The sequence below is a fragment of the Streptomyces sp. NPDC104581 genome, from assembly GCF_055583685.1.
The window spans coordinates 1-21051 of sequence record NZ_JBVJNN010000068.1 but is presented as its reverse complement, the minus strand read 5'-3'; the positions used below and the strand labels follow the sequence as shown (position 1 = coordinate 21051).

Annotated in this window: 23 protein-coding genes and 1 tRNA gene; 14 read left to right on the top strand and 10 right to left on the bottom strand. The window is 70.7% G+C overall.

What is annotated here, in order from left to right; genetic code table 11:
* The first annotated feature begins 296 nt into the window (after positions 1 to 296).
* Positions 297 to 599, top strand: a complete 303-nt coding sequence (locus tag ACZ61E_RS31515) for a type II toxin-antitoxin system VapB family antitoxin (RefSeq protein WP_023540426.1) — start codon at positions 297 to 299, stop codon at positions 597 to 599.
* A 134-nt stretch (positions 600 to 733) separates the two neighbouring features.
* The gene (locus tag ACZ61E_RS31510; RefSeq protein WP_469703718.1) at positions 734 to 1375 is read left to right on the top strand and encodes a LytR C-terminal domain-containing protein; all 642 of its coding nucleotides are present in this window, start codon (positions 734 to 736) and stop codon (positions 1373 to 1375) included.
* A gap of 102 nt (positions 1376 to 1477) precedes the next feature.
* Here the strand turns inward: ACZ61E_RS31510 and upp are convergent, their stop codons facing one another.
* Entirely contained in the window at positions 1478 to 2113 is a 636-nt protein-coding gene (gene upp, locus ACZ61E_RS31505) for a uracil phosphoribosyltransferase (RefSeq protein WP_469703716.1), read from the bottom strand.
* A gap of 124 nt (positions 2114 to 2237) precedes the next feature.
* Between upp and ACZ61E_RS31500 the strand changes: the two genes are divergently transcribed.
* From ACZ61E_RS31500 to ACZ61E_RS31485, 4 genes are all read left to right on the top strand, one after another.
* Complete coding sequence (locus ACZ61E_RS31500) at positions 2238 to 2582, top strand: hypothetical protein (protein ID WP_469703722.1); 345 nt, start codon at positions 2238 to 2240, stop codon at positions 2580 to 2582.
* 253 nt (positions 2583 to 2835) lie between these two features.
* Positions 2836 to 3390 (top strand): tRNA adenosine deaminase-associated protein, encoded by a 555-nt coding sequence (locus ACZ61E_RS31495; RefSeq protein WP_469703715.1) that lies wholly within the window; start codon positions 2836 to 2838, stop codon positions 3388 to 3390.
* Positions 3391 to 3467: 77 nt separating this feature from the next.
* Positions 3468 to 3911, top strand: coding sequence for a tRNA adenosine(34) deaminase TadA (gene tadA / locus ACZ61E_RS31490; RefSeq protein ID WP_469703721.1), 444 nt, complete (start codon positions 3468 to 3470; stop codon positions 3909 to 3911).
* Positions 3912 to 3942: 31 nt separating this feature from the next.
* Positions 3943 to 4030: transfer RNA gene (locus tag ACZ61E_RS31485), tRNA-Ser, on the top strand.
* A 78-nt stretch (positions 4031 to 4108) separates the two neighbouring features.
* Here the strand turns inward: ACZ61E_RS31485 and ACZ61E_RS31480 are convergent.
* On the bottom strand, positions 4109 to 6298 hold the full coding sequence (locus ACZ61E_RS31480) for a discoidin domain-containing protein (RefSeq protein WP_469703714.1): 2190 nt from the start codon (positions 6296 to 6298) through the stop codon (positions 4109 to 4111).
* 419 nt (positions 6299 to 6717) lie between these two features.
* Here ACZ61E_RS31480 and ACZ61E_RS31475 point away from each other — a divergent pair, with 419 nt between their 5' ends.
* The 4 genes from ACZ61E_RS31475 (at position 6718) to ACZ61E_RS31460 (ending at position 9630) form a co-directional block, all read left to right on the top strand.
* Positions 6718 to 6882: a hypothetical protein gene (locus ACZ61E_RS31475; RefSeq protein WP_469703713.1), complete on the top strand. Its 165-nt coding sequence runs from the start codon at positions 6718 to 6720 to the stop codon at positions 6880 to 6882.
* A 145-nt stretch (positions 6883 to 7027) separates the two neighbouring features.
* Positions 7028 to 7321 (top strand): Dabb family protein, encoded by a 294-nt coding sequence (locus ACZ61E_RS31470; RefSeq protein ID WP_469703712.1) that lies wholly within the window; start codon positions 7028 to 7030, stop codon positions 7319 to 7321.
* 258 nt (positions 7322 to 7579) lie between these two features.
* Complete coding sequence (locus ACZ61E_RS31465) at positions 7580 to 8524, top strand: RNA polymerase sigma factor SigF (protein ID WP_469703711.1); 945 nt, start codon at positions 7580 to 7582, stop codon at positions 8522 to 8524.
* A 221-nt stretch (positions 8525 to 8745) separates the two neighbouring features.
* Positions 8746 to 9630: an RNA polymerase sigma factor SigF gene (locus ACZ61E_RS31460; RefSeq protein ID WP_469703710.1), complete on the top strand. Its 885-nt coding sequence runs from the start codon at positions 8746 to 8748 to the stop codon at positions 9628 to 9630.
* Between the two features lie 226 nt (positions 9631 to 9856).
* Here ACZ61E_RS31460 and ACZ61E_RS31455 read toward each other — a convergent pair whose 3' ends face one another.
* On the bottom strand, positions 9857 to 10063 hold the full coding sequence (locus ACZ61E_RS31455; protein ID WP_469703708.1) for a hypothetical protein: 207 nt from the start codon (positions 10061 to 10063) through the stop codon (positions 9857 to 9859).
* Positions 10064 to 10352: 289 nt separating this feature from the next.
* Between ACZ61E_RS31455 and ACZ61E_RS31450 the strand changes: the two genes are divergently transcribed.
* The 4 genes from ACZ61E_RS31450 to ACZ61E_RS31435 all read left to right on the top strand — a co-directional run bounded on the left by ACZ61E_RS31450 (position 10353) and on the right by ACZ61E_RS31435 (position 14955).
* Positions 10353 to 10922 (top strand): MarR family winged helix-turn-helix transcriptional regulator, encoded by a 570-nt coding sequence (locus ACZ61E_RS31450; RefSeq protein WP_469703706.1) that lies wholly within the window; start codon positions 10353 to 10355, stop codon positions 10920 to 10922.
* A gap of 101 nt (positions 10923 to 11023) precedes the next feature.
* Entirely contained in the window at positions 11024 to 13471 is a 2448-nt protein-coding gene (locus ACZ61E_RS31445; protein WP_469703720.1) for an MFS transporter, read from the top strand.
* 175 nt (positions 13472 to 13646) lie between these two features.
* Entirely contained in the window at positions 13647 to 14474 is an 828-nt protein-coding gene (locus ACZ61E_RS31440; RefSeq protein ID WP_469703705.1) for a YceI family protein, read from the top strand.
* A 10-nt stretch (positions 14475 to 14484) separates the two neighbouring features.
* Positions 14485 to 14955 carry a PPOX class F420-dependent oxidoreductase gene (locus ACZ61E_RS31435; RefSeq protein WP_469703703.1) on the top strand — a complete coding sequence of 157 codons (471 nt, stop codon included), beginning with the start codon at positions 14485 to 14487 and terminating at the stop codon, positions 14953 to 14955.
* 58 nt (positions 14956 to 15013) lie between these two features.
* Here the strand turns inward: ACZ61E_RS31435 and ACZ61E_RS31430 are convergent, their stop codons facing one another.
* The 7 genes from ACZ61E_RS31430 to ACZ61E_RS31400 form a co-directional block, all read right to left on the bottom strand.
* Entirely contained in the window at positions 15014 to 15904 is an 891-nt protein-coding gene (locus tag ACZ61E_RS31430) for a TetR/AcrR family transcriptional regulator (RefSeq protein WP_469703701.1), read from the bottom strand.
* 82 nt (positions 15905 to 15986) lie between these two features.
* Complete coding sequence (locus ACZ61E_RS31425) at positions 15987 to 16733, bottom strand: response regulator transcription factor (protein WP_469703699.1); 747 nt, start codon at positions 16731 to 16733, stop codon at positions 15987 to 15989.
* A 157-nt stretch (positions 16734 to 16890) separates the two neighbouring features.
* Positions 16891 to 17328 carry a hypothetical protein gene (locus tag ACZ61E_RS31420; RefSeq protein ID WP_469703698.1) on the bottom strand — a complete coding sequence of 146 codons (438 nt, stop codon included), beginning with the start codon at positions 17326 to 17328 and terminating at the stop codon, positions 16891 to 16893.
* Positions 17329 to 17387: 59 nt separating this feature from the next.
* Positions 17388 to 18329 (bottom strand): amidohydrolase family protein, encoded by a 942-nt coding sequence (locus ACZ61E_RS31415; RefSeq protein WP_469703697.1) that lies wholly within the window; start codon positions 18327 to 18329, stop codon positions 17388 to 17390.
* A gap of 102 nt (positions 18330 to 18431) precedes the next feature.
* A complete protein-coding gene (locus tag ACZ61E_RS31410) occupies positions 18432 to 19310 on the bottom strand; it encodes a DUF2797 domain-containing protein (RefSeq protein ID WP_469703696.1) in 879 nt (292 codons plus the stop codon).
* 232 nt (positions 19311 to 19542) lie between these two features.
* A complete protein-coding gene (locus ACZ61E_RS31405; protein ID WP_469703694.1) occupies positions 19543 to 20115 on the bottom strand; it encodes an isochorismatase family protein in 573 nt (190 codons plus the stop codon).
* A 65-nt stretch (positions 20116 to 20180) separates the two neighbouring features.
* Positions 20181 to 20744 (bottom strand): dihydrofolate reductase family protein, encoded by a 564-nt coding sequence (locus ACZ61E_RS31400; protein ID WP_469703692.1) that lies wholly within the window; start codon positions 20742 to 20744, stop codon positions 20181 to 20183.
* Between the last annotated feature and the right edge of the window lie 307 nt (positions 20745 to 21051).

The following is a 21051-nucleotide window of genomic DNA, read 5'->3' as shown; positions in this document are numbered from 1 at the left end:
ACCGGAAGACTAGACGCCCAGCGCCACCTCCGGCCGCGCCCCCCCCCCCCCCCCACCCCCCCCCCCCCCCCCTCCCGCCCCCCCCCCCCCCCCCCCCCCCGCCGCGACCCCCCCCCCCCCCCCCCCCCCCCCCCCCCCGCCGTTCACGCTCGCCCTCCTCAGAAGGCGGTACGGGCGGCGACGTCACCGGACGGGTCGGTTCCGCTGTCCGTCACTCCTGCTTTGACCCGTATGAATCCCTTTGCACCACCGCGCCATGGCTGCGCCCGGAGGCGCTCTCCCGGTAGGCTTTCCGTGTGATCTTCAAGCGCATCGGAAATGGGCGACCGTACCCCGACCATGGCCGGGAAAGCACCCGGCAGTGGGCGGATGTCGCGCCGCGCCCGGTCCGCCTCGACCAGCTCGTCACCACCAAGGGGCAACTGGATCTGGAGACGCTGCTCGCCGAGGACTCGACCTTCTACGGAGACCTCTTCGCGCACGTCGTCAAATGGCAGGGCGACCTCTATCTGGAGGACGGCCTCCACCGCGCGGTCCGCGCGGCACTCCAGCAGCGACAGGTGCTGCACGCACGCGTCCTCGAACTGGACCTCGGCTGAACCGGCCGGACCGGTGTACTGACGGGCGCTCAACCGATCCCTGACTGAGCCTTTCGGGGTCTTTCCGACGCCCAGAAGCCCGACCTGTTGATCATTTAGTAGGAATCACTACCTGCGCGCACTACGCTGCGGCCATGAGCATGCTGACCCCCCCTGGCATGGGCGGCAAATATCGCATTACGGGTGCCAAGTACCCCCGCATGCGTCGCCCCCGGAACCGCCGCAGGATCGTGCTCGCGGCCGTCGCCACAGTCGTCGCCCTCGGCCTCGCCGGCTGGGGAACCGTACAGCTCATCGACGTGTTCACGGCGGACGGCGGCTCCGGGAAGAAGACGGCGACCGCCTCGGGCCGTCAGCCCGACTGCGGACCGTCCCCGTCGGCGGCGCCCGTCAGAACACTGCCGAAGCCGGCCCAGATCACGGTCAACATCTACAACGCGACCCCGCGCGCCGGGCTCGCCAAGACCACCGCGGACGAGCTGAAGAAGCGCGGCTTCGTGATCGGCAAGGTGGGCAACGCGCCTGCGGCCTTCGACAAGAAGATCCCCGGCACCGGCATACTGCTGGGCGCACCGGCCGCGGCCGACACCGCCTTCACGGTGCTCGGCGCCCAGCTGAAGGGCGCGAAGCCCCAGCACGACGAGCGGAAGACGAAGGACGTCGACCTGCTGCTCGGTACGGCCTTCAAGAGCCTGAGCGTGCAGAAGGAAGCCGAGCGGGCCCTGGCCACCCTGACCCGTCCCTCACCCGGCGCCACCTGCGACCACAAGGGCTGAGGCCTGATCCGAACGAGAGGCCCAAGGGGTCTCGTACGCGCCCGCAGGCCCTGCCCCCGGGATACGGGGCGCAGGACCCGGGCGGGACTTCGCGGACTCGCCCTAGTCGACCGTCCCGTACATACGGTCACCCGCGTCGCCCAGCCCCGGCACGATGTATCCGCGGTCGTTCAGCCGCTCGTCGACCGCCGCCGTGACGACCGTCACCGGCGTGCCCGCCAGCTCGCGCTCCATCACCTCGACGCCCTCGGGCGCCGCGAGCAGCACCACGGCCGTCACGTCGTCCGCGCCGCGCTCGATGAGCTCACGGATCGCCGCGACCAGCGTGCCGCCGGTGGCCAGCATCGGGTCCAGCACGTACACCTGGCGGCCCGAGAGGTCCTCGGGCATCCGGGTCGCGTACGTCGACGCCTGAAGCGTCTCCTCGTTACGGATCATCCCGAGGAAACCGACCTCGGCCGTCGGCAGCAGCCGCACCATGCCGTCCAGCATGCCGAGACCGGCCCGGAGGATCGGCACCACGAGCGGCCGCGGGTGGGAGAGCTTCACACCCGTGGTCGGCGTCACCGGAGTCTCGATGTCGACCTGCTCGGTGCGCACGTCCCTGGTGGCCTCGTACGCGAGCAGGGTGACCAGCTCGTCGGCGAGGCGCCGGAAGGTAGGGGAGTCGGTGCGCTTGTCGCGCAGCGTGGTGAGTTTGTGCGCGACCAGCGGGTGGTCGACGACGTGAATCCGCATGGCTCCACAGTAACCGTGGCCCGGTCGGCGCCCCCCGCTGGCATCAATTCCCCGCTCGCAGGGAAGGTGGATGGAACGTACACAGGGGACAGGGCCAACCGAGTCGTGGGGTGGTGAGGCGGCGATGCGGGACCGGCAGCGGCGTGAACCGCGGGATCGGGGCGGCGGCGGGGAGGGGGCGGTCGGAGCCGGACCGAAGGGCCCGCGCTCGCGCCCGTACGCGGACACCGCGCCCGCCGCGGGCTCCGGTCCCACGCCTGCTCCCGCCGCGGACTCCGCGCCCGATCCCCCGCCCGCCCCCGCCCCCGATCCCGGCTCCGACGACGGCGGCGCGGCCCGCCGGCGCCGGCGCGCTCAGTTCCTGCGGGAGTTGAACGAGGCCAAGGCGCTGCGCGAGCGGGTGAAACCTCGCCAGGCCCGCGCCGCCCGGATGCGCCAGCAGATGCGGATGCGGACCTTCCGCTGGTAGCCGCGCGCAGGTCGCCCGACGGGCCCTCCGGCCGCCGTGGAAGGGCCACTTGGGCACCCGTGGACCCCCGCTCCACGGACCTCGCACCCCCCGGTCCAGGCATGCGTCCGGACCGGTCCAAAAAAATGCCTGCACGACGCAACGGCGGAAGACCTCTCGCAATCGCCCGCTTTCTGCCACGATTCCGAGTAGTGGGCGGGGCAGAGCGCAGCGCACCGCCGAATCGTCACCTCTGACCAGTGGGAGAGTCACGGTGTACTTCGCCGCACTGCTCGCGCGCACCGAAGACGGATGGGAAGCGAGCGACACAGAGCTCGACGACGTGGAGACCTTGTCGGATCTGACCGACCTGGCCCGCGAAGCATCGGTGGACGAGGACACGGTGCTCGTCTTCATCGAACAGGAGGACGCCTGGTTCGGCGTGCTCCGCGTGGAGGGCGAGGAGGATCCTCGCATCTACGTCTCCGACGCGGCCATGGCCGCACGCTCCTCGTACGGGGAGATCCTCACGGACGAACTGCTCGGCGGGGACGACGACGACCTCGACGACGCCCTGGACACGCTGGACCTCGACGGTACCGAGGACGGCGAGACCGAGGAACAGGAGGACATGGACGACACGGACGGCGGCACCGGCACCGCCGCCGCGTCCGGAACGGGCACCGTTCCCGCGGGACCGGCGGGCGACCGCTCGATCCTCGCGGACCTGGGCCTTTCGGAGGCGGAGTTGCTGGCGCTGGAGACCGACGCCATGTCCGAGATCGCGGACGCGCTCGGCGCCTCCGAGGTGCTGGAGACCGCACGCTAGTGACCGAGCACGACCCGGTGGGCGAACCGGCGAGCGAACCGGTGGCCGACCCCGTGCGTGAGCCGTGGCGGGCGCCGATGCGCCTCGCCCTCGAAGAGGCCGCACGCGCGGCGCCGTCCGGCGATGTGCCGGTCGGTGCCGTCGTGCTGTCCCCGGACGGTTCGGTGCTCTCCGCCGGCCACAACGAACGCGAGATGACGGGCGACCCCACCGCGCACGCGGAGGTCCTGGCCGTCCGCCGCGCGGCGGCCCGGCTCGGCACCTGGCGGCTGACCGGCTGCACCCTCGTGGTGACCCTGGAGCCGTGCACGATGTGCGCGGGCGCGCTCGTGCAGTCGCGGGTGGCGCGGGTGGTGTACGGGGCGCTGGACGAGAAGGCGGGCGCCGCGGGCTCGCTCTGGGACGTCGTACGCGACCGCCGTCTCAACCACCGCCCCGAGGTCGTCCACGGAGTGCTCGCCGAGGAGTGCTCACGGCTGCTGACGGACTTCTTCCGGGACCGTCGCGTTATCGATTTCTGAGCAGGGGCCACCTTGGGCTAAGCTCTCTCTCGGTAGCGTGTCCGAGCGGCCGAAGGAGCTCGCCTCGAAAGCGAGTGTGGCGTAACCCGTCACCGTGGGTTCAAATCCCACCGCTACCGCTTTTACGACGAAGGGGCGGACCTCATGAGGTCCGCCCCTTCGCGTTGCCCCGGGCTGTTACGGGTGGTGCTGTCGGGCTACGGGAAGTTGATCACGTTCGACGGGATCGTCGACGTGCCCGACGTGGGTGATCCGGTGCTGTTGATCACGTGGTTGTACTGGCCCATGCCGCCGAGGGAGACGACCAGGATGTTGTGGAACCTCACCCCCGGTTTCACCGGTGCCTGGAAGCCGTGCTCCTGGCGGATGTTCGGGTCGGACGTGTAGTTGCAGTAGCTGCCCATCGCCCAGCCCTCATGGGTGACGACCGAGTCGTCCACCTTGTAGCCGGCGTAGCCCTGGATGCTGCCGTTCTGGATGGCGGCCTGGTTCGGCGCGTCGTACGCCTTCTCGTTCTGGAAGAAGATCGTCCGGCCCCGCTCACCGCTCCACCGGACGTCGTACTTGTTGAAGTGTTCGACGAACAGTCCGGTCGCCAGCACGTCGTCGCCGTTCACCTGGAGGCCGTAGTCGGCGCGGTTGGTCTCCCAGCCGACCCCGTCGCCGTGGTCGGCCCGCCAGATCCAGGTGTGGTCGATGATCGTGTCGTCACTGTTGACGACCATGCTGGTGGTGGCCTTGCCGGGGCCCGCGCCGCCGATGCGGATGAAGACGTCCTGGACGGTCGTCGGGTTGGCGGAGTGGTCGGCCGACGCGTTCTGCGGGCCGACCTCCAGCAGGGTCGGGGAGTTCACCGGTCCGGCGTCGATCAGGAAGCCGGCCAGCTTGACGCCGTCGACGTCGGCGACCTTCATCGCGGTCACCCCGTTGTCCGGGATGATCGTGGCGTAGCCGAGGCCTAGGACCACGGTGTTCGCCCGGTTGACGTTGATCGACTGGTCGACGTGGTAGATGCCCGGGGTGAACAGCAGGTGCAGGCCCTGGGCGAGCGCCGCGTTGATGGTGGCCGCCGAGGCGCCCGGCTTGACCACGTAGAACTGGTCGAGGGGCAGGGACTCGCCCTGCGGGGTGCCGTTCCAGGAGACGCCGCGGGCGTTGGTGCGCTTGGCCGGGACGAAGACCTTGTACGTGTTGCCGTCCAGGTAGAGGAACGGCTTCTCGCGGGAGGTCGGGGTGTTGTTCAGCGTCGTGTACGGCGGGTTCGGGAAGGACTGCGCGGGCGCGCCCTCGACCCCGGAGAAGGCCATGTTCCAGACACCGTTGCCCCAGCCGCCGATGGCGCTGTCACGGGTGTACCACTGCTGCTGGGAGTAGGGCGTGATGGTGCCGTCGACCTTGCTGTCGGCGATGTAGCCGCCGCTGGCCCAGCCGTATCCGTTCGGCGCGAGGTTGAGCCCGCCCTTGATGTGCATACGGCGGAACGGCGCCGCCTGCGCGACCGCCCAGCGGTTGCTGCCGCTGACGGGGTTGAGCGCCAGGTTCTCGGCGGAGCGCCAGAAGTTCTGCGTGGCGTTGCCGTTGAACCAGCCGGCGTCGACGGTCACGTCACCGTTGATGTTCGTGTCGTCGGGCTTCAGGCCGAGACCGGAGATCGAGGTGTAGAAGCCGAGTTGGGCGTTGAGGTTGTTGTACGTGCCCGGCTTGAACAGCAGTTGGTAGCGGCCGGTGCCGAACTGCGCCGACTCCTGCTGCCGGAAGATCTGGTCGAGCGTGCCCTGGATGTTGGGCGTCGAGGGGTCGAAGACCTTGACGTTGGGACCGAGGTCGCCGCCGCCCTGGATCGGACCGCCGGGGCCGCCGCTCTCGCCGTAGACCTGGAACTCCCAGAGTGAGTAGCCGTACTGGGTGGCACGGGTGGTGCCGGTGAGCCGTACGTAGCGGGCGTCGCCGGAGATGTTCAGCGTCTGGTTGCCACCGGTGCCGGTGGTGGTGGAGTACGCGCTGGTCCAGGTGGTGCCGTTGGTGGAGAGCTCGATCCTGTACGCCTTGGCGTACGCGGTCTCCCAGCGCAGCACGACCTGGTTGACCGCGAACGTGGAGCCGAGGTCGACCCGGATCCACTGCGGGTCGGCGGCGGCGCTCGACCAGCGGGTGCCGTTGTCGCCGTCGACGGCGGCAGCGGCGGGGGTGCCGCCGTTCTCCGTACTGGAGACGGTCACCGGCTTGCCCTGGGAGAGCAGCGCCGGTGCGGCGCTCGCGGCGGTGGTGCCGGGGATGAGCATCAACAGGGAGGCGACCAGGGTCGCGGCGACGGACGCGGCGATGCCGCGGCGGCGCACCGACGAGGGTCTCCTGAACACCGGTACAGCGGAGAGCGGAGCGTGCATGGGCAGGTCTCCTGAAGTCTCGGACGACGAGGGGGAGTTCGGGACGCACACACGGAGAGATCGGGACAGAACCCGGAGAGCGCTCTCTCGTTACGGCAGATGGTTCTCCCGTGTTTCGTACACGTCAAGAGTTGTGCACGCACCGGCCGCCCACGACTCCCGCCCGATCAACAACTGACCGACTTGGCGAGGCATTTGTTCTGTTTCGCGATGTGTCTTGCGGAGTATCCGTTCAGATCCTGACGATGTGAGCCGGGGTCATGTCCCGTAGAGCGCCTCGATCGAGTTGTGGTGACCGGGTGTCGATGCGGTGTGGCCGGAAGAGGTCATGCAGGTGATCGAAATCGTTCTCCGAAGCGGCCCATTCGTACGGTTAGACTCACGCGATCGCACTGGGGACGGCAGGGGAGGCAGCGCCGATGGTGCAAACGAAGAAGCTCGTGCTCTATCTGATCATTGTCTTCGTGCTGTATACGATCATCACTTCACCCGAACGCTCCGCCGATCTTGTCCAGGTGGGGTTCGAGGGGATAGCCAGCGCGGCCGAGGGTGTCGGCGAGTTCATGACCGAGCTCGTACAGTAGCCAGGGCGGTCGACGGCCACCGCGGTCACGGCCGGCCGCGCCGGGCCCACGCCGGCCGCACGCCAACCACGCCGACCGCGCACCCACCGCCGGGCGGCCCGGCGCCGCTCACACCCCCAGCCCTCCGCGCCCCCGGGAGACCGCCTTGATCCGCCACCTGGTCCTCTTCAAGCTCAACGAGGGCGTCTCCCGCGACGAGCCACGGGTGGTCGCCGGTGCGCGCGCCTTCGCGGAGCTGGGCGGCAAGATCCCTGAGCTGGAGTTCTGGGAATGCGGCTGGAACATCAGCGACCGGCCGATCGCCCATGACTTCGCCATCAACTCGGCGGTCGCCGACGCCGGCGCGCTGACCCGCTATCTGGAGCACCCCGACCATCAGGCAGGCGTCGGGCAGTGGCGGGAATTCGCCACCTGGGTGATCGCCGACTACGAGTTCTGATCGCCTCCGACCCTTTCTTGAGCCGCCGGCTCCGCAGACACTCCCCTGCGGCCCTCCCGCCGCGCTCCCGGCCCCACGCAGCACCGGCGTGGGGCTTTTTCGAGGGTGCGCAGCGGGCCCCCTCGCCAACACGGAGTTTTCTGGTGCTTGCACACAGTGGGCATGTCTTGTGATGCTATGACCGCTTTTGACGGATGAGTTGACCGTAGTTGACCGCAAAGGGGTGGCGTGACCGTGCCGGCCAGTACAACGCCTCAAATGCCGCCCCAGAGCGAACCCAGAGCCGAGCCCCCACCCGGCCCCCGGACCGATCGGCAGGCCGACAGCGGGTCCGAGAACCGGGCCGAGGCCCCGCAGGGCGAGCCCCCCGGCCCCACCGAACCGCCCAGCCTCGTCGAGACCCCGAGCGAGACCGAGCCGAGGCCGTCGACACCGCAGTCCCGGGGCGCCGACACCAGGGCGCTGACGCAGCTCCTCTTCTCGCAGATCAAGGACCTGGAACGCGGCACCCCGGAGCACACCCGGGTCCGCAGCGCGCTCATCGAGGCGAATCTGCCGCTCGTGCGGTACGCCGCCGCCCGCTTCCGCAGCCGCAACGAGCCGATGGAGGACGTCGTCCAGGTCGGCACGATCGGTCTGATCAACGCGATCGACCGGTTCGACCCGGACCGCGGTGTCCAGTTCCCGACCTTCGCGATGCCCACCGTGGTCGGCGAGATCAAGCGCTACTTCCGCGACAACGTGCGCACCGTCCACGTACCGCGCCGGCTGCACGAGCTGTGGGTCCAGGTCACCGGCGCCACCGAGGATCTGACGACGGCCCACGGCCGCTCGCCCACCACCGCCGAGATCGCCGAGCGGCTGAAGATCTCCGAGGAGGAGGTGCTCGCCTGCATCGAGGCGGGCCGCTCCTACCACGCGACGTCGCTGGAGGCCGCCCAGGAGGGCGACGGGCTGCCCGGCCTGCTCGACCGGCTCGGCTACGAGGACCCGGCACTGGCGGGCGTCGAGCACCGCGACCTGGTCCGGCACCTGCTCGTTCAACTGCCGGAGCGCGAACAGCGCATCCTGATGCTGCGCTACTACAACAACCTGACGCAGTCACAGATCAGCCAGGAACTCGGCGTCTCCCAGATGCATGTGTCCAGGCTTCTGGCTCGAAGCTTCGCGCGTTTGCGATCCGCAAACAGGATCGAGGCGTAGCTCTTGCGGGTAGTAACCCCGCAGCGCCCTCGGAAGTAGCAAATTCGCATACCCCCATATTCCGGTGCAGATATGTCGACTTGGCGCTACAGCGTGTTGACGACATGTGACATTCTGCTGGAACCGCGTTTGCCGCAGCCCCACCTCCGGTATTCAGGTGGAGGCTGCGTTCCTTCGACGGGAGCGGCCACCGCGACCGTCAGCGACCTCAAGGGGGTGGCATGTCCGTAGAACAGGGCAGCTCGAAGGTGCTCACGCTCAACAAGAGCGAGCAGGCACCGGATGCGCCGGATGCGCCGGACGCTCTCGACAGTGCGGCCGAACCGCGCGTGTCACAGCCGGAAGCCATCGACACCCGCACTCTGTCCCGCTCCCTCTTCCTGCGGCTCGCCGTGCTCTCCCAGGACAGCCCGGAGCGCACCTACGTGCGTGACACCCTCATCGAGCTGAACCTGCCTCTGGTGCGTTACGCGGCGGCCCGGTTCCGCAGCCGCAACGAGCCGATGGAGGACATCGTCCAGGTCGGCACGATCGGCCTCATCAAGGCGATCGACCGCTTCGACTGCGAACGGGGCGTGGAATTCCCCACGTTCGCGATGCCGACCGTCGTCGGCGAGATCAAGCGCTTCTTCCGCGACACGTCGTGGTCCGTGCGCGTGCCGCGCCGGCTCCAGGAGCTGCGGCTGGCGCTCACGAAGGCCAGCGACGAGCTGGCGCAGAAGCTGGACCGCTCGCCGACCGTGCCCGAACTCGCCCTGGTACTGGGCGTGTCCGAGGAGGACGTGGTCGACGGCCTCGCGGTCGGGAACGCGTACACGGCCTCCTCGCTGGACTCCCCGTCCCCCGAGGACGACGGCGGCGAGGGCTCGCTCGCGGACCGTCTGGGGTACGAGGACTCGGCCCTGGAGGGCGTGGAGTACCGGGAGTCGCTGAAGCCGCTGCTGGCCAAACTCCCGCCCCGCGAGCGGCAGATCATCATGCTGCGCTTCTTCGCGAACATGACGCAGTCCCAGATCGGCGAGGAGGTCGGCATCTCGCAGATGCATGTCTCGCGCCTGCTGACCCGCACGCTCGCGCAGCTGCGGGAAGGGCTGATCGCGGACTGATCGCGGGCGTCACCGTGAGCACGGCCTCAGCCGGGGAGTACCGTCTCGTCGCCGAGCGCGGCCCCCGCGGCAGGAGCCGTCGCGGCGGTGGCGCCCCGCAGGAGCGGAGCGCCACCGTGATGAGTGGGACCCACGGCCGGAGGAGACCGGTCCGGGGTCCGGTGTTCCTGTCGGCCGGGGTTCCGTCCGTCTGGTTCCGTCCGTACCGGATGCCGTCCGTCAGTGGTCAGCCGAGCGCGAGCCAGCCGACCGCGGCCAGGATCGCGATCACGGCCACGACACCGACGATCAGTCCGGTCTTCGATCCGCTCTGCGGCGGGGCCTGCCGACGCTGTGGCTCACCCTCGTCGACGAAGGCGCGGAACATCTGGGTGCTGCCCGCGGGGTCGGGATTTCCCTCGGGGCCCTGCGGGGCATGGGGGTTGTGTGCCATGTGCCAGGACCCTAGCGAACACCGTGACCCCGCCCAACCCCCGGGGCCGACCGAAGGCGTGCCGGGGCCGTCGCGGCGGCCTTTCCCGAGCGCGTTCCGAGCCTCTTCCGGTATCTGCCGGCCCCCTCACACCCTCCCGTGCGGCATTGACCTCGCGCATGCGAAGCCTTTTGGGTTCCTTTACCGCTGATGCACCTTTTTAGTTTGCCTTCAGCAACCAACCGCTTCTATGGTTGCCCCAAGCAACAACATAGGTGTGACGGGCACGAGAGATCTTCTCGGAGGGGTCATGGCCGCCAAGAGTCAGTACGCGGAACTGGCCCGCCAGCTCAGTGCCGTGGGAGCCGTGAAAAGAGGACTCTCCCGCGTCCTGCCACCCGACTGCCCGGGCGGCTCGGCCGCCGTGCTGACGCTGCTGGAGCGGCACGGCGAGATGCGCATGAGCCGCCTCGCCGAGCTGCTGGCCGTGGACATGTCCGTGACCAGCAGACATGTGGCACACGCGGCCGAGCGCGGCTGGATCGAGCGCGCGCCCGACCTCGCCGACCGGCGGTCCCGCATCCTGCGGCTCACACCGGCGGGCGGGGAACTGCTCGACGAACTGGCGCGACGGACGACCGAGATCTTCGCCCGCACGCTGTCGGACTGGACCGACGACGAGGTCGGACAGCTCATCACCATGCTGGCGCGCCTGCGCGAGAGCTTCGGCGACTGCCGACCCGGCCGTTACGGCTCCGGGCCCGCCGCCACACCCGTACCCTCACCCGCAACACCCGCAACACCCGCAACACCCGCACCCACCCCCGCACGCGCACCTGAGGCCGCACCGCGCGAGACGCCCGCGCGGCGACCGAGCTGAGACGAAGGAATTCAATGGCTACGACCAACACACCAACGGGTGTACGGGGCGGCCACGCCAAGCACGGCGGCGGCTCCCCCGCCGCCGGACCCGGCACACCGATGACACACCGTCAGATCATGGAGGCGCTCTCCGGACTGCTGCTCGGCATGTTCGTGGCGATCCTCTCCTCGACGGTCGTCACCAACGCCCTGCCCGAGATCATCTCCGACCTCGGCGGCGGACAGAGCGCGTACACCTGGGTCGTGACCGCGTCGCTCCTGGCCATGACGGCGACCACTCCGCTGTGGGGCAAACTCGCGGACCTGTTCAGCAAGAAGCTGCTGGTGCAGATAGCCCTGACCCTCTACGTGGTCGCCTCGGCGGCGGCCGGCCTGTCCCAGAGCGCGGGGACGCTGATCGTCTTCCGCGTCATCCAGGGCATCGGCGTCGGCGGTCTCACCGCGCTCGCCCAGATCATCATGGCCGCGATGATCGCCCCGCGTGAGCGCGGGCGCTACAGCGGCTACCTCGGCGCGACGTTCGCCGTCGCCACCGTCGGCGGCCCGCTCATCGGCGGTGTCATCACCGACACGTCGTGGCTCGGCTGGCGCTGGTGCTTCTACGTCGGCGTCCCCTTCGCCGTCATCGCGCTGATCGTGCTTCAGAAGACCCTCAAGCTCCCGGTGGTCAAGCGCAAGGTCAAGATCGACTGGACCGGCGCGTTCCTGATCAGCGCGGCCGTCTCACTGCTGCTGCTCTGGGTCACCTTCGCCGGGGACAAGTACGACTGGATCTCCTGGCAGACGTACGCGATGCTCGCCGGCACGGTCGTGCTCACCGCGCTCTTCCTCGTCACCGAGTCACGGGCCGGCGAGCCGATCATCCCGCTGCGCCTCTTCCGGAACCGCACGATCACCCTGGCCTCGCTGGCCTCGCTCTTCGTCGGTATCGCGATGTTCGCCGGCACGGTCTTCTTCAGCCAGTACTTCCAGCTCGCGCGGGACAAGTCACCGACGATGTCCGGTGTGATGACCATCCCGATGATCGGTGGACTCTTCCTCTCATCGACGGTCTCGGGCCTGATCATCACCAAGACCGGGCGCTGGAAGGCATGGCTGGTCAGCGGCGGTGTGCTGGTGACGGCCGGCCTCGGGCTGCTGGGCACCATCCGGTACGACACCGAGTACTGGCACATCGCGGCCTTCATGGCGATCATGGGCCTCGGCATCGGCATGATGATGCAGAACCTGGTCCTGTGCACCCAGAACCAGGTCTCCCCGCAGGACCTCGGCGCCGCCAGCTCCGTCGTCACCTTCTTCCGCTCGCTCGGCGGCGCCATCGGCGTCTCCGCGCTCGGCGCGGTGCTGGGCCACCGGGTCACGGCCTACGTCAAGGACGGTCTGGCCGATCTCGGCCCGAACGCCGCGGCGGCCGGTCACGCCGGTACGGGAGGCGGCGGCATCCCGGACCTGGACACCCTCCCCGGACCCATGCGGACCGTCGTGGAGGCGGCGTACGGCCACGGCGTCGCCGACGTCTTCCTCTACTCGGCGCCCGCCGCGCTGCTCGCCTTCCTCATCACCCTGTTCATCAAGGAGGTCGCGCTCAAGACACGCGCCGCCGGTGACACGGACGAGAGCCCGGAGAGCGCGCCGTTCACGCCGGTCGAGCAGGTCACCGTCCCGACGGGTGGCGGTGCCGAGGAGCCGGTCGCCGTCGAGTCCGCGGGCACGACGGCGGGCACGGGCACCGACCAGGGCACGGCGGGAACAGCGGCGGGGACGGCAGCGCGCGGCGGTGCGGGCACCCCCGTCCACGGCGTCGTACGCGGCACCGAGGGCGGAGCCGTACCGCGGGCCGCGATCACCCTCATCTCCCCGGCCGGGCGCCAGTTGGGCCGCGCGGTCGCCGGCGAGGACGGCGGCTACGAGGTGGACGTGCCGGAGCCCGGTTCGTACGTGCTCATCGCCTCGGCCGACGGCTTCCAGCCGCAGGCCGCCACGGTGGCCGTCGGCGCGGAGCCGCTGGCGTACGACCTCCTGCTCGTCGGTACGAGCGGCCTCACCGGCTCCGTACGGAGCGAGGAGGGCGGCACGCCCGTCGAGGGCGCGATGGTCATCGTGACCGACGTACGCGGCGATGTGCTGGCGACCGGGAAGTCCACGGAGCGGGGCGAGTTCGCCTTCGCGGAGCTGCTGCCGGGCTCGGTGACCGTCGCCGTGAACGCGAGCGGGTTCCGGCCGCTGGCCATGCCGGTGGAGATCGGCGCCCAGGGCGTCACCCGCGTCGAGGCCGTCCTGCGGGCGGGCGCGCTCGTCCAGGGCACGGTCCGGGCGGGAGCCGACCGGCGCCCGCTGCCGGACGCGCGTGTCACGCTGATCGACGCGGCCGGGAACGTGGTCGCCACCGCGACCACCGGGGACGACGGGGTGTACGGCTTCGCGGATCTGGACGCGGGGGAGTACACGCTCATCGCGACCGGTTACCCGCCGGTGGCCGGCGCCCTGACCGTCGCCGGCCACGGGGTCGACGGCCACGACGTCGAACTCACGCACCCGGGCGACTGACGCCCGTCGAAGCCCCCGGACGGGGCACGCTCCCCAGCGGAGGCGTGCCCGCGTCCGGCGGTAGGGGCCCCGGCGGCGGGGGTGGCAGCCTGGGGACGGCGTGCCGCCGACGCGCCGGGGCCCGATTCTTGGCCGGCCGAGCTTCAAGAGAACTGCGACCGAGGAGATAAACGGGATGGGACTTCGCGCACAGGTACGGACACCGGACGGCTGGGCCGTCCAGAGCGCCGCCGTGACCCTGACCGACCGGACCGGCGCGCAGGTGGTACGCGCCGACGCCGACGCCGACGGGCTGGTGGCCTCCGACGCGGTACTGGCACCGGGGCCGCACACCGTGATCGTCACGGCCGTCGGCTACGCGCCCTCCGCCGCCACCGTGTTCGTCACCGCCAGCGGTGTCGCCGACGCGGGGACGGTCGTCCTGACCCGGCAGGGCGATGTCGAACTGCCGCCGCCCGGTGTGTGGAACCTGGACCCCGCGCACTCGTCCGTGGCCACGATCGCCCAGCACCTCGGGATCTCCAGCGTGCGCGGCCGGTTCATGGAATTCGGCGGCCGGATCACGATCGCGGCGGTGCCGGAGCACTCCCGCGTCGACGCGGTCATCGACGCGGCCAGCATCGACACCGGCAACGGGGTGCGGGACAAGCACCTGAGGTCGCCGGACTTCCTGGACGCGGAGCGGTTCCCGGAGATCACGTACCACAGCACGGGGGTCAGCCAGTCCGGTCCGGACCGCTGGACGGTACGGGGCGAACTCTCGCTGCACGGAGTCGTACGGAAGGTGCCGCTGGACATGGCGTACCTCGGGATCGGGCCCGACCCGTGGGGCGGTGAGCGGGCGGCCTTCCGCGCGACGACGGAGCTGCTGCGGAGCGACTTCGCCATGAACTACAACCAGGTGGTGCAGGCGGGGATGACCATGATCGGCACGACGCTGCGGGTGGAACTCGACATCCAGGCGGTGCGGGAGGTCGGCCCCGCGGACCCGGCCGCGTCGTAGGGTGCGGGACATGGCACCCAACATCGCGACCAACACCACCGTGACACTCGACGAGTTGCTGGAGTTCGTCCGGCCCAGGCACCACGCGATCCTGCTGACCACCCGTTCGGACGGCCGCCCGCAGGGCTCCCCGCTGACGTGCGGCGTGGACGACTCGGGCCGGATCGTCGTCTCCACCTACCCGGAGCGCGCGAAGACGCGGAACGCGAAGCGTGACCCGCGGGCGAGCGTGATCGTGCTGTCGGACACGTGGGACGGGCCGTGGGTGCAGATCGACGGTACGGCGGAGGTGCTGGACGTGCCGGAGTCGGTGGAGCCGCTGGTCGAGTACTTCCGCAACATCTCGGGTGAGCACCCGGACTGGGACGAGTACCGCGAGGCGATGGTGCGTCAGGGCAAGTCGATCATCCGCCTCACGCCGGAGCGCTGGAGCCCGGTCGCGACGGGCGGGTTCCCGGCGAGGCTGGCTCCGCCGGAGTAGGTCCGCCGGAGCAGCCGCGCGAGGCGCGGCGGGCCGGGGCGGGCCGGGCGGACGTGGTCTAGCCGCGCGCCCGCATCGCCTCGATGCCCGCGATGAGGAGTTCGAGCGCGAACGTGAAGTCCCGTTCGCGCATCTCCTCGACGGTGTCGCCGCCGCGGGCCTCCAGCATCGCCTCGGTCTGCTCGAACCGGCCCCGGTACTCCTGCTGTTCGCTCATCCGTCCCATCGAGTCCCGGAAGTACTGGTCCTGCGTCATCCCCGCGTCGGCGCACCGCTGGACGAAGTGGCCCTCGATGGTGCCGAAGCCGTACACGAACTGGAAGACGGAGGCCAGCGCGCCCGTCTGGCCGTGCGCGGGAAGTCCCGTACGGCGCATGACCCGCAGCACGGCGGCGGAGAACTCCATCGAGTGCGGGCCGATGTTGAGGAACTTGCCGACGAGCGCGGAGACCCAGGGGTGGCGGACCAGGAGGGCGCGGTAGCTGCCGGCGAGGGCGCGCAGGTCGTCGCGCCAGTCTGAACCGGAGGCGGGGGCGGGGGCGGACTCGGGGTCGGGGTCCGCGTCGTCGCGCGTGCCGTCGGTGCGGCCCGTGTCGTCCGCGCCGTCCGCATCGCTCGCGACGTTCGTCTGTCGGTCCGCCTGCTCGTCCGCGACGCCGATCTCCATGAAGACGGCGTCCAGGGCGAGTTCGAGCAGGTCGTCCTTGGTGTCCACGTACCAGTACAGGGACATCGCCGTCACACCCAGCTCGGCCGCCAGCCGCCGCATGGAGAACTTCGCCGTTCCCTCCGCGTCGAGCAGCCGTACCGAGACGGAGATGATCCGGTCCCGGTCGAGACCTGACGGGTGGTCGGAACGCTCGCTCCTACGGCCGCGGGCGGCGTGCTTGCCCTCCAGCCAGACGCTCGTCCGCCGGGGCTGGTTGGCCTTGTCGGCTGCCGACTCCATGTTGAGCCTCCTCGGTTCCTCGCCCCGTTCATGCGGAACCGATGCTATGTCGCGGGCAACGCCGACAGGCCGGTCCGGACCACTACTCCCCGGGCTCTCCCGGCTTGATCAGATACCCCGCCCCGCGCCGGGTGTGGATCATCGGTGGCCGGCCCGCGTGGATCTTCCGTCGCAGGTAGGAGATGTAGAGCTCCACCACGTTCGCCTGGCCGCCGAAGTCGTACGACCACACGCGGTCCAGGATCTGGGCCTTGCTCAGCACCCGCCGGGGGTTGCGCATCAGGAAGCGGAGCAACTCGAACTCGGTCGCCGTGAGATGGATGGACTGTCCCGCCCGGCTGACGTCGCGGCTGTCCTCGTCGAGGATCAAGTCACCGACGACCAGGGTCGATTCACCCCGTACGGCGGCGGTGCCCGAGCGTCGTATCAGCCCGCGCAGGCGTGCGACGACCTCCTCCAGGCTGAAGGGTTTGGTGACGTACTCGTCACCGCCCGCGGTGAGCCCGGCGATCCGGTCCTCCCCCGCGTCCTTCCCGGTGAGGACGAGGACGGGCACCCGCGGCAGCTCCTCGCGGAGCCGCCCGAGGAGGGCGACGCCGTCCATGTCGGGCAGCATCACGTCGAGCACCACCGCGTCGGGGCGGAAGTCCCGCGCCGAACGCATGGCGCCCGCCCCGTCGCCGACGCTGCGGACTTCCCACCCCTCGTAGCGCAGCGTCATGGACATCAGCTCGACGAGCGGGACATCGTCGTCCACGACAAGGACCCGGACGGGGCTTCCGTCCGGCTTGATCATCTCGGTGCGCCCCCTGGGCGAGGTGACGGTCATGGTGTCCACACTGCGGAGGTCCCGTGAGAACGTCCTTGCCGCTTCCTGTGAATTCCCTGAGAACGGACCGGGGCGGCGGGACGGGGCGGGCCGGGACAGGGCCCGGAGGCCCCGGGGCGTGAGGCGCCGGCCTTCGCTCGGCCGCTCTCGGCCGCGCTCAATCGCCGGTGGCGGACCCCGTGGCGAAACGGCGCGCCTCGCGCCGCCCCGCGTAGCGCTCCTTGCGGTTGGCGGCCCTGGCCCACTCCTGCCGTTCCCTGATGTGGGAGCGGACCTTGCATCCGGCGCAGCAGGGCCGGGTGATCAGCGCCATGAGGGTCGGTACCCACCGGCAGCGGGTGTCCGTGTCCTCCCGAGTGGGGCGCGGCGGCAGGTCGCAGGCGCCGTGACGGTGGTCGTGGACGGGCAGGGGGTGGTGCTCCGCGTGGCGCACCCACGGCGGCTTGGTCTTGTCCGTACGGGACATCTCGTTCCTCTCGGAACCCGCCGCCCGTGCTCCCGGAACCTCCGGGCGGGCGGCCAGGTCGACCGAGTGGTGTTCCACGTCCACTTCACCGCGCCGCGCTCCTCTCTCCGCCCACGGATCTCTGCCCATGGATCTGTCCGCCCACGGATCTCTCCACCGCCCACGGAAGTGAGCAGCCTTTCAGGCTGTCAGCGTGACTCCTCGACGCCTGGGGAACGTCCGTCCGCTCCGGTCTGCGCCAGCCCGAAGAGGCGGACCCCGTTCCCGTAGCAGACCGCGCGCGTCCAGTCGTCGCCGAGTCCGAGCCCTTCGAGGACCTCAAGCTGGTGGAGGTACGGATAGGGGATGTTGGGGAAGTCCGAACCGAGCAGGATCCGGTCCTCCAGATCCGCGAGCCGGGCCCTGACACCGGCCCCGGCGGGGAACGGCGCGAAGCCCTCGCTGAAGTCGGTGAACACCATCGTCGTGTCGAGCAGGACCCCGGCGTACCGGTCCGCCAGGTCCAGGAAGTCCGTGTACTCCGGCATCCCCATGTGCGCGACCACCAGGCGCAGTCGCGGATGGCGCGCGAGCAGCCGGCCGACGGGCTCGGGGCCGGTGAACTTGCCGGGCTGCGGGCCCGATCCGCAGTGCATCACCACCGGCACGCTGGCCTCGGCGAGCAACCCCCAGCTGCGGTCGAGGCGTTCGTCGTTGGGGTCGTAACCCCCGACCTGTAGATGCGACTTGAAGATCCGCGCGCCCGCCTCGACGGCCTCGCGCACATACGTGTCCACGCCCTCCTCCGGGAAGAGCGTCGCGGTCTGGAGGCAGTCGGGCGTACGCGCGGCGAACCCGGCGGCCCAGCCGTTGAGCCAGTCGGCCATGCCGGGCTTGTGCGGGTAGAGCATCGAGGTGTACGCGCGGACGCCGAACGCCCGCAGGAGCGCGACGCGTTGGTCCTCCTCGTGCCGGTAGGTGATGGGCCACTCCACGCCGGTGACAGATCCGGCGCTGTCGAAGTACGCCCACACCTTCCGCAGGACGCGGTCGGGCATGAAGTGCGTGTGTACGTCGATGAGTCCGGGCAGCGAGAGCCGGTCCCGGAACTCCCTCACGGCCTGGATCTCCACGGCTGCTCGATCATCCATCCCTCCAGCCTCCGATCCGCACGGCGTGCTGTCCAGCGGTACCCGCGGGACCACGCATCACAAGTAGGGACCCGGGATCGGGAGCAGGGATCGCGCAGCATGTCAGAACAGCTCGTCCTGTACGGCGGGGTCCGGGCCGGCCACTTCGCGTACGGGTACGCTCACGCCCCCGGCGTCCCCAGGCGCCGCGAGTTCCCATCCCCTCGCCAACCGGGTGTCGAGCACGAGCACCGCGCCGCCGTCGCACTCCAGGTGCAGATCGGGTCCGGCGGCGGCCACGAGCCGCCCGGCGACGCGCCCTCCGTCGACCAGCTCGCCGATCACCCCCGTCACGGGCGGGGTCCCGGCCAGCCCGAACACACCCAGGTGGTCGACCGGTTCGCACTCCGCGCGTTCCAGCGACTCGGGCCACCCGGCGAGCGCGACAGCCCGCTCGTACAACTCGCGGACTTCCGCGGCCCGTTCACCGGGCCCGGTCGGCAACGTGGCGCGCACGGCACGCTTCGCGGCGTACGGGACGCGGTCCGGCACACCCAGCGCCGTACGCAGCAACTCCTCCGTGCGCCGCGCCGCCATCAACGGGCCGCGACCGAGCCGGGTGAACACCACGGCGCCCTGTTCGAGCAGCCGCGCGGACCCGCGCGCCTCCGCGGTGATCCCGACCTTGACCATGCCGGGCCCGAACCACGCCAGATAGACCATGTACGGCCGCGGGTCGTCGGCGACGGTGTCGGCGGCCACCGACCGCGACCGGTCGAGCCGCGCGCAGTCCGGGCACTGCCCGCCGGTACTCCGTCCGCCCACGACGGCGCCCAGGGGACACACCTGCCCCCGCACCCCGGCGCAGCGCCGCTCGCCGACGACCCGGAACCCGACGTCACGTCCGTACCCGAGCACGCTGCGCCGCTCCCGGCCGCCGTCCAGCCACACCGACTCGGCCCCGGCGGGGCTCCACCGCAGCCCACCGCACCGCCACCCCATACGCGCTCCCCGATCTGCCAGAAGTGCGGGCCGCCGCTCCCCGCCGCCCCCACCTTCCCCTACACCGCTTCCAGTCCTCGATCCGGAGCCCGCGCGGCCACGTCCGTGAGGTCTCCGGGGTACGGACGACGTCTGCTACGACGCGGCCCGCCCGGCCCCCGGCGAAGGCCGGGACGTCACGGCGGTCCCTGCCGACAGGCGGCCGACTCTGCCGGCCCGGCCGTCGGGACGCTCACCGCCCGCCCGGCTCGAAGCGCACGTCGTCGGCGCGTGGGACGATCTCGGCCTGGTCCCCGAGCGCCCACTCGGCGACCCGCGACACGGTCGCGGCCGGGACGGCGCCGCTGATGCCGTCGGCGGCCGGGATGTCGTAGGTCGAGTGGGCGTCGTGCGGCAGCACGACCCGGTAGCCACGCGCCAGCGCGGTCCGCGCGGTGGCCGACACGCACATCTCGGACATCACCCCGCACAGGGCGATCCCCTTCACCCCGGCGCCCACGAGCAGCCCGCCGAGGGACGTCCCCGCGAACCCGTCGTCGTGCCCCTTCCGCACGACGGCCTCGCGATCCCCCTCCACGACGGACAGGGCCAGCTCCCACCCGACGGTCCCGGCCTCGTCGTCGGCGCCGGCGTCCCCGTCGTTCTGCAGATGCACGACGAGCACACCACGCTCCCGCGCCCGTCCGAGCATCCGTTCAACGGCCTCCCGCACCAGCGCGGCGCCGGGCACGGCTCCCTCCCCGCCGAAGAAGGCACGCTGCACGTCGACGACAACCAGGGCCTGCACGGCCGCCACATCACTCATCCGGCGATCATCACCGCGGCGGGCCCGCACGACAAACGGCTGAGCGGCGTCGAGGAGTCCGTCGCTCAGGCCCGTGGGATGTCGCGTCCGGTCGGCCGGTACTCGACCAGCAGCACGCGGCCGTCCAGGGCTCGGTGCTCGACCAGCTCCAGATCGGCCGACAGCACGTCCGCGAAGAACGGCTCGCGGCCGGAAGGCCCCACGAGCAGGGGGAACGTCATCAGGCGCAGCCGGTCGACAAGGCCCGCGTCGAGGAGTTGCCGCACCACGGAGAGGCTGCCCATGGTGCGGAGCGGAACGTCGCTCTCGTCCTTGAGGCGCCCGATCTCCCCGACGAGGTCGTCACGGCAGATCCGCGTGTTCGGCCACGAGGCCGTCTCCAGCGTCTTCGAGAACACGACGGTGTCCAGCTCACTCATCCGCCGCCAGCCCGCGTCCCGCGCCTCCTCGGGCAGCCCCGCGAGCGCCTCGTAGGTACGCCGCCCGAGAACGACCAGCTGCGGCAGGGCCGACTCGGCGGTGATCCACTTCTCCAGATCGGGGCCGAAGTACCCGAAATACCCGGGTGACGTCTCTCCGCCGGCCCACCCGTCCACCGAGATGAACACATCGACAGTCAGTCCCTGCATGGCCGTCCCTCCGCGGCTCCGCGCCCCGGGCCCTGTGGTCCCGATCCCTTACGCGAGCCCTTCCACGGGAGACGTCGGAGCCACACCGGACTTCTCGACACGATCCACGAAGAATCTTCCCGGCGCCCGGCACCCGGCACCCGGCACCCGGCAACGGGCAACGGGTCGGGGAACGCGAGCGGGGCAGGTCCGGTTCCATCCTGGCCGGGGATGGAAGCGGCCTGCCCTGCTCGGTGGTGGTGTGGATTACTCGCCGCTGAGGATCTCGCCGACCTTCTCGGTCAGGCCGTTGGCGATCTCGTCCGCG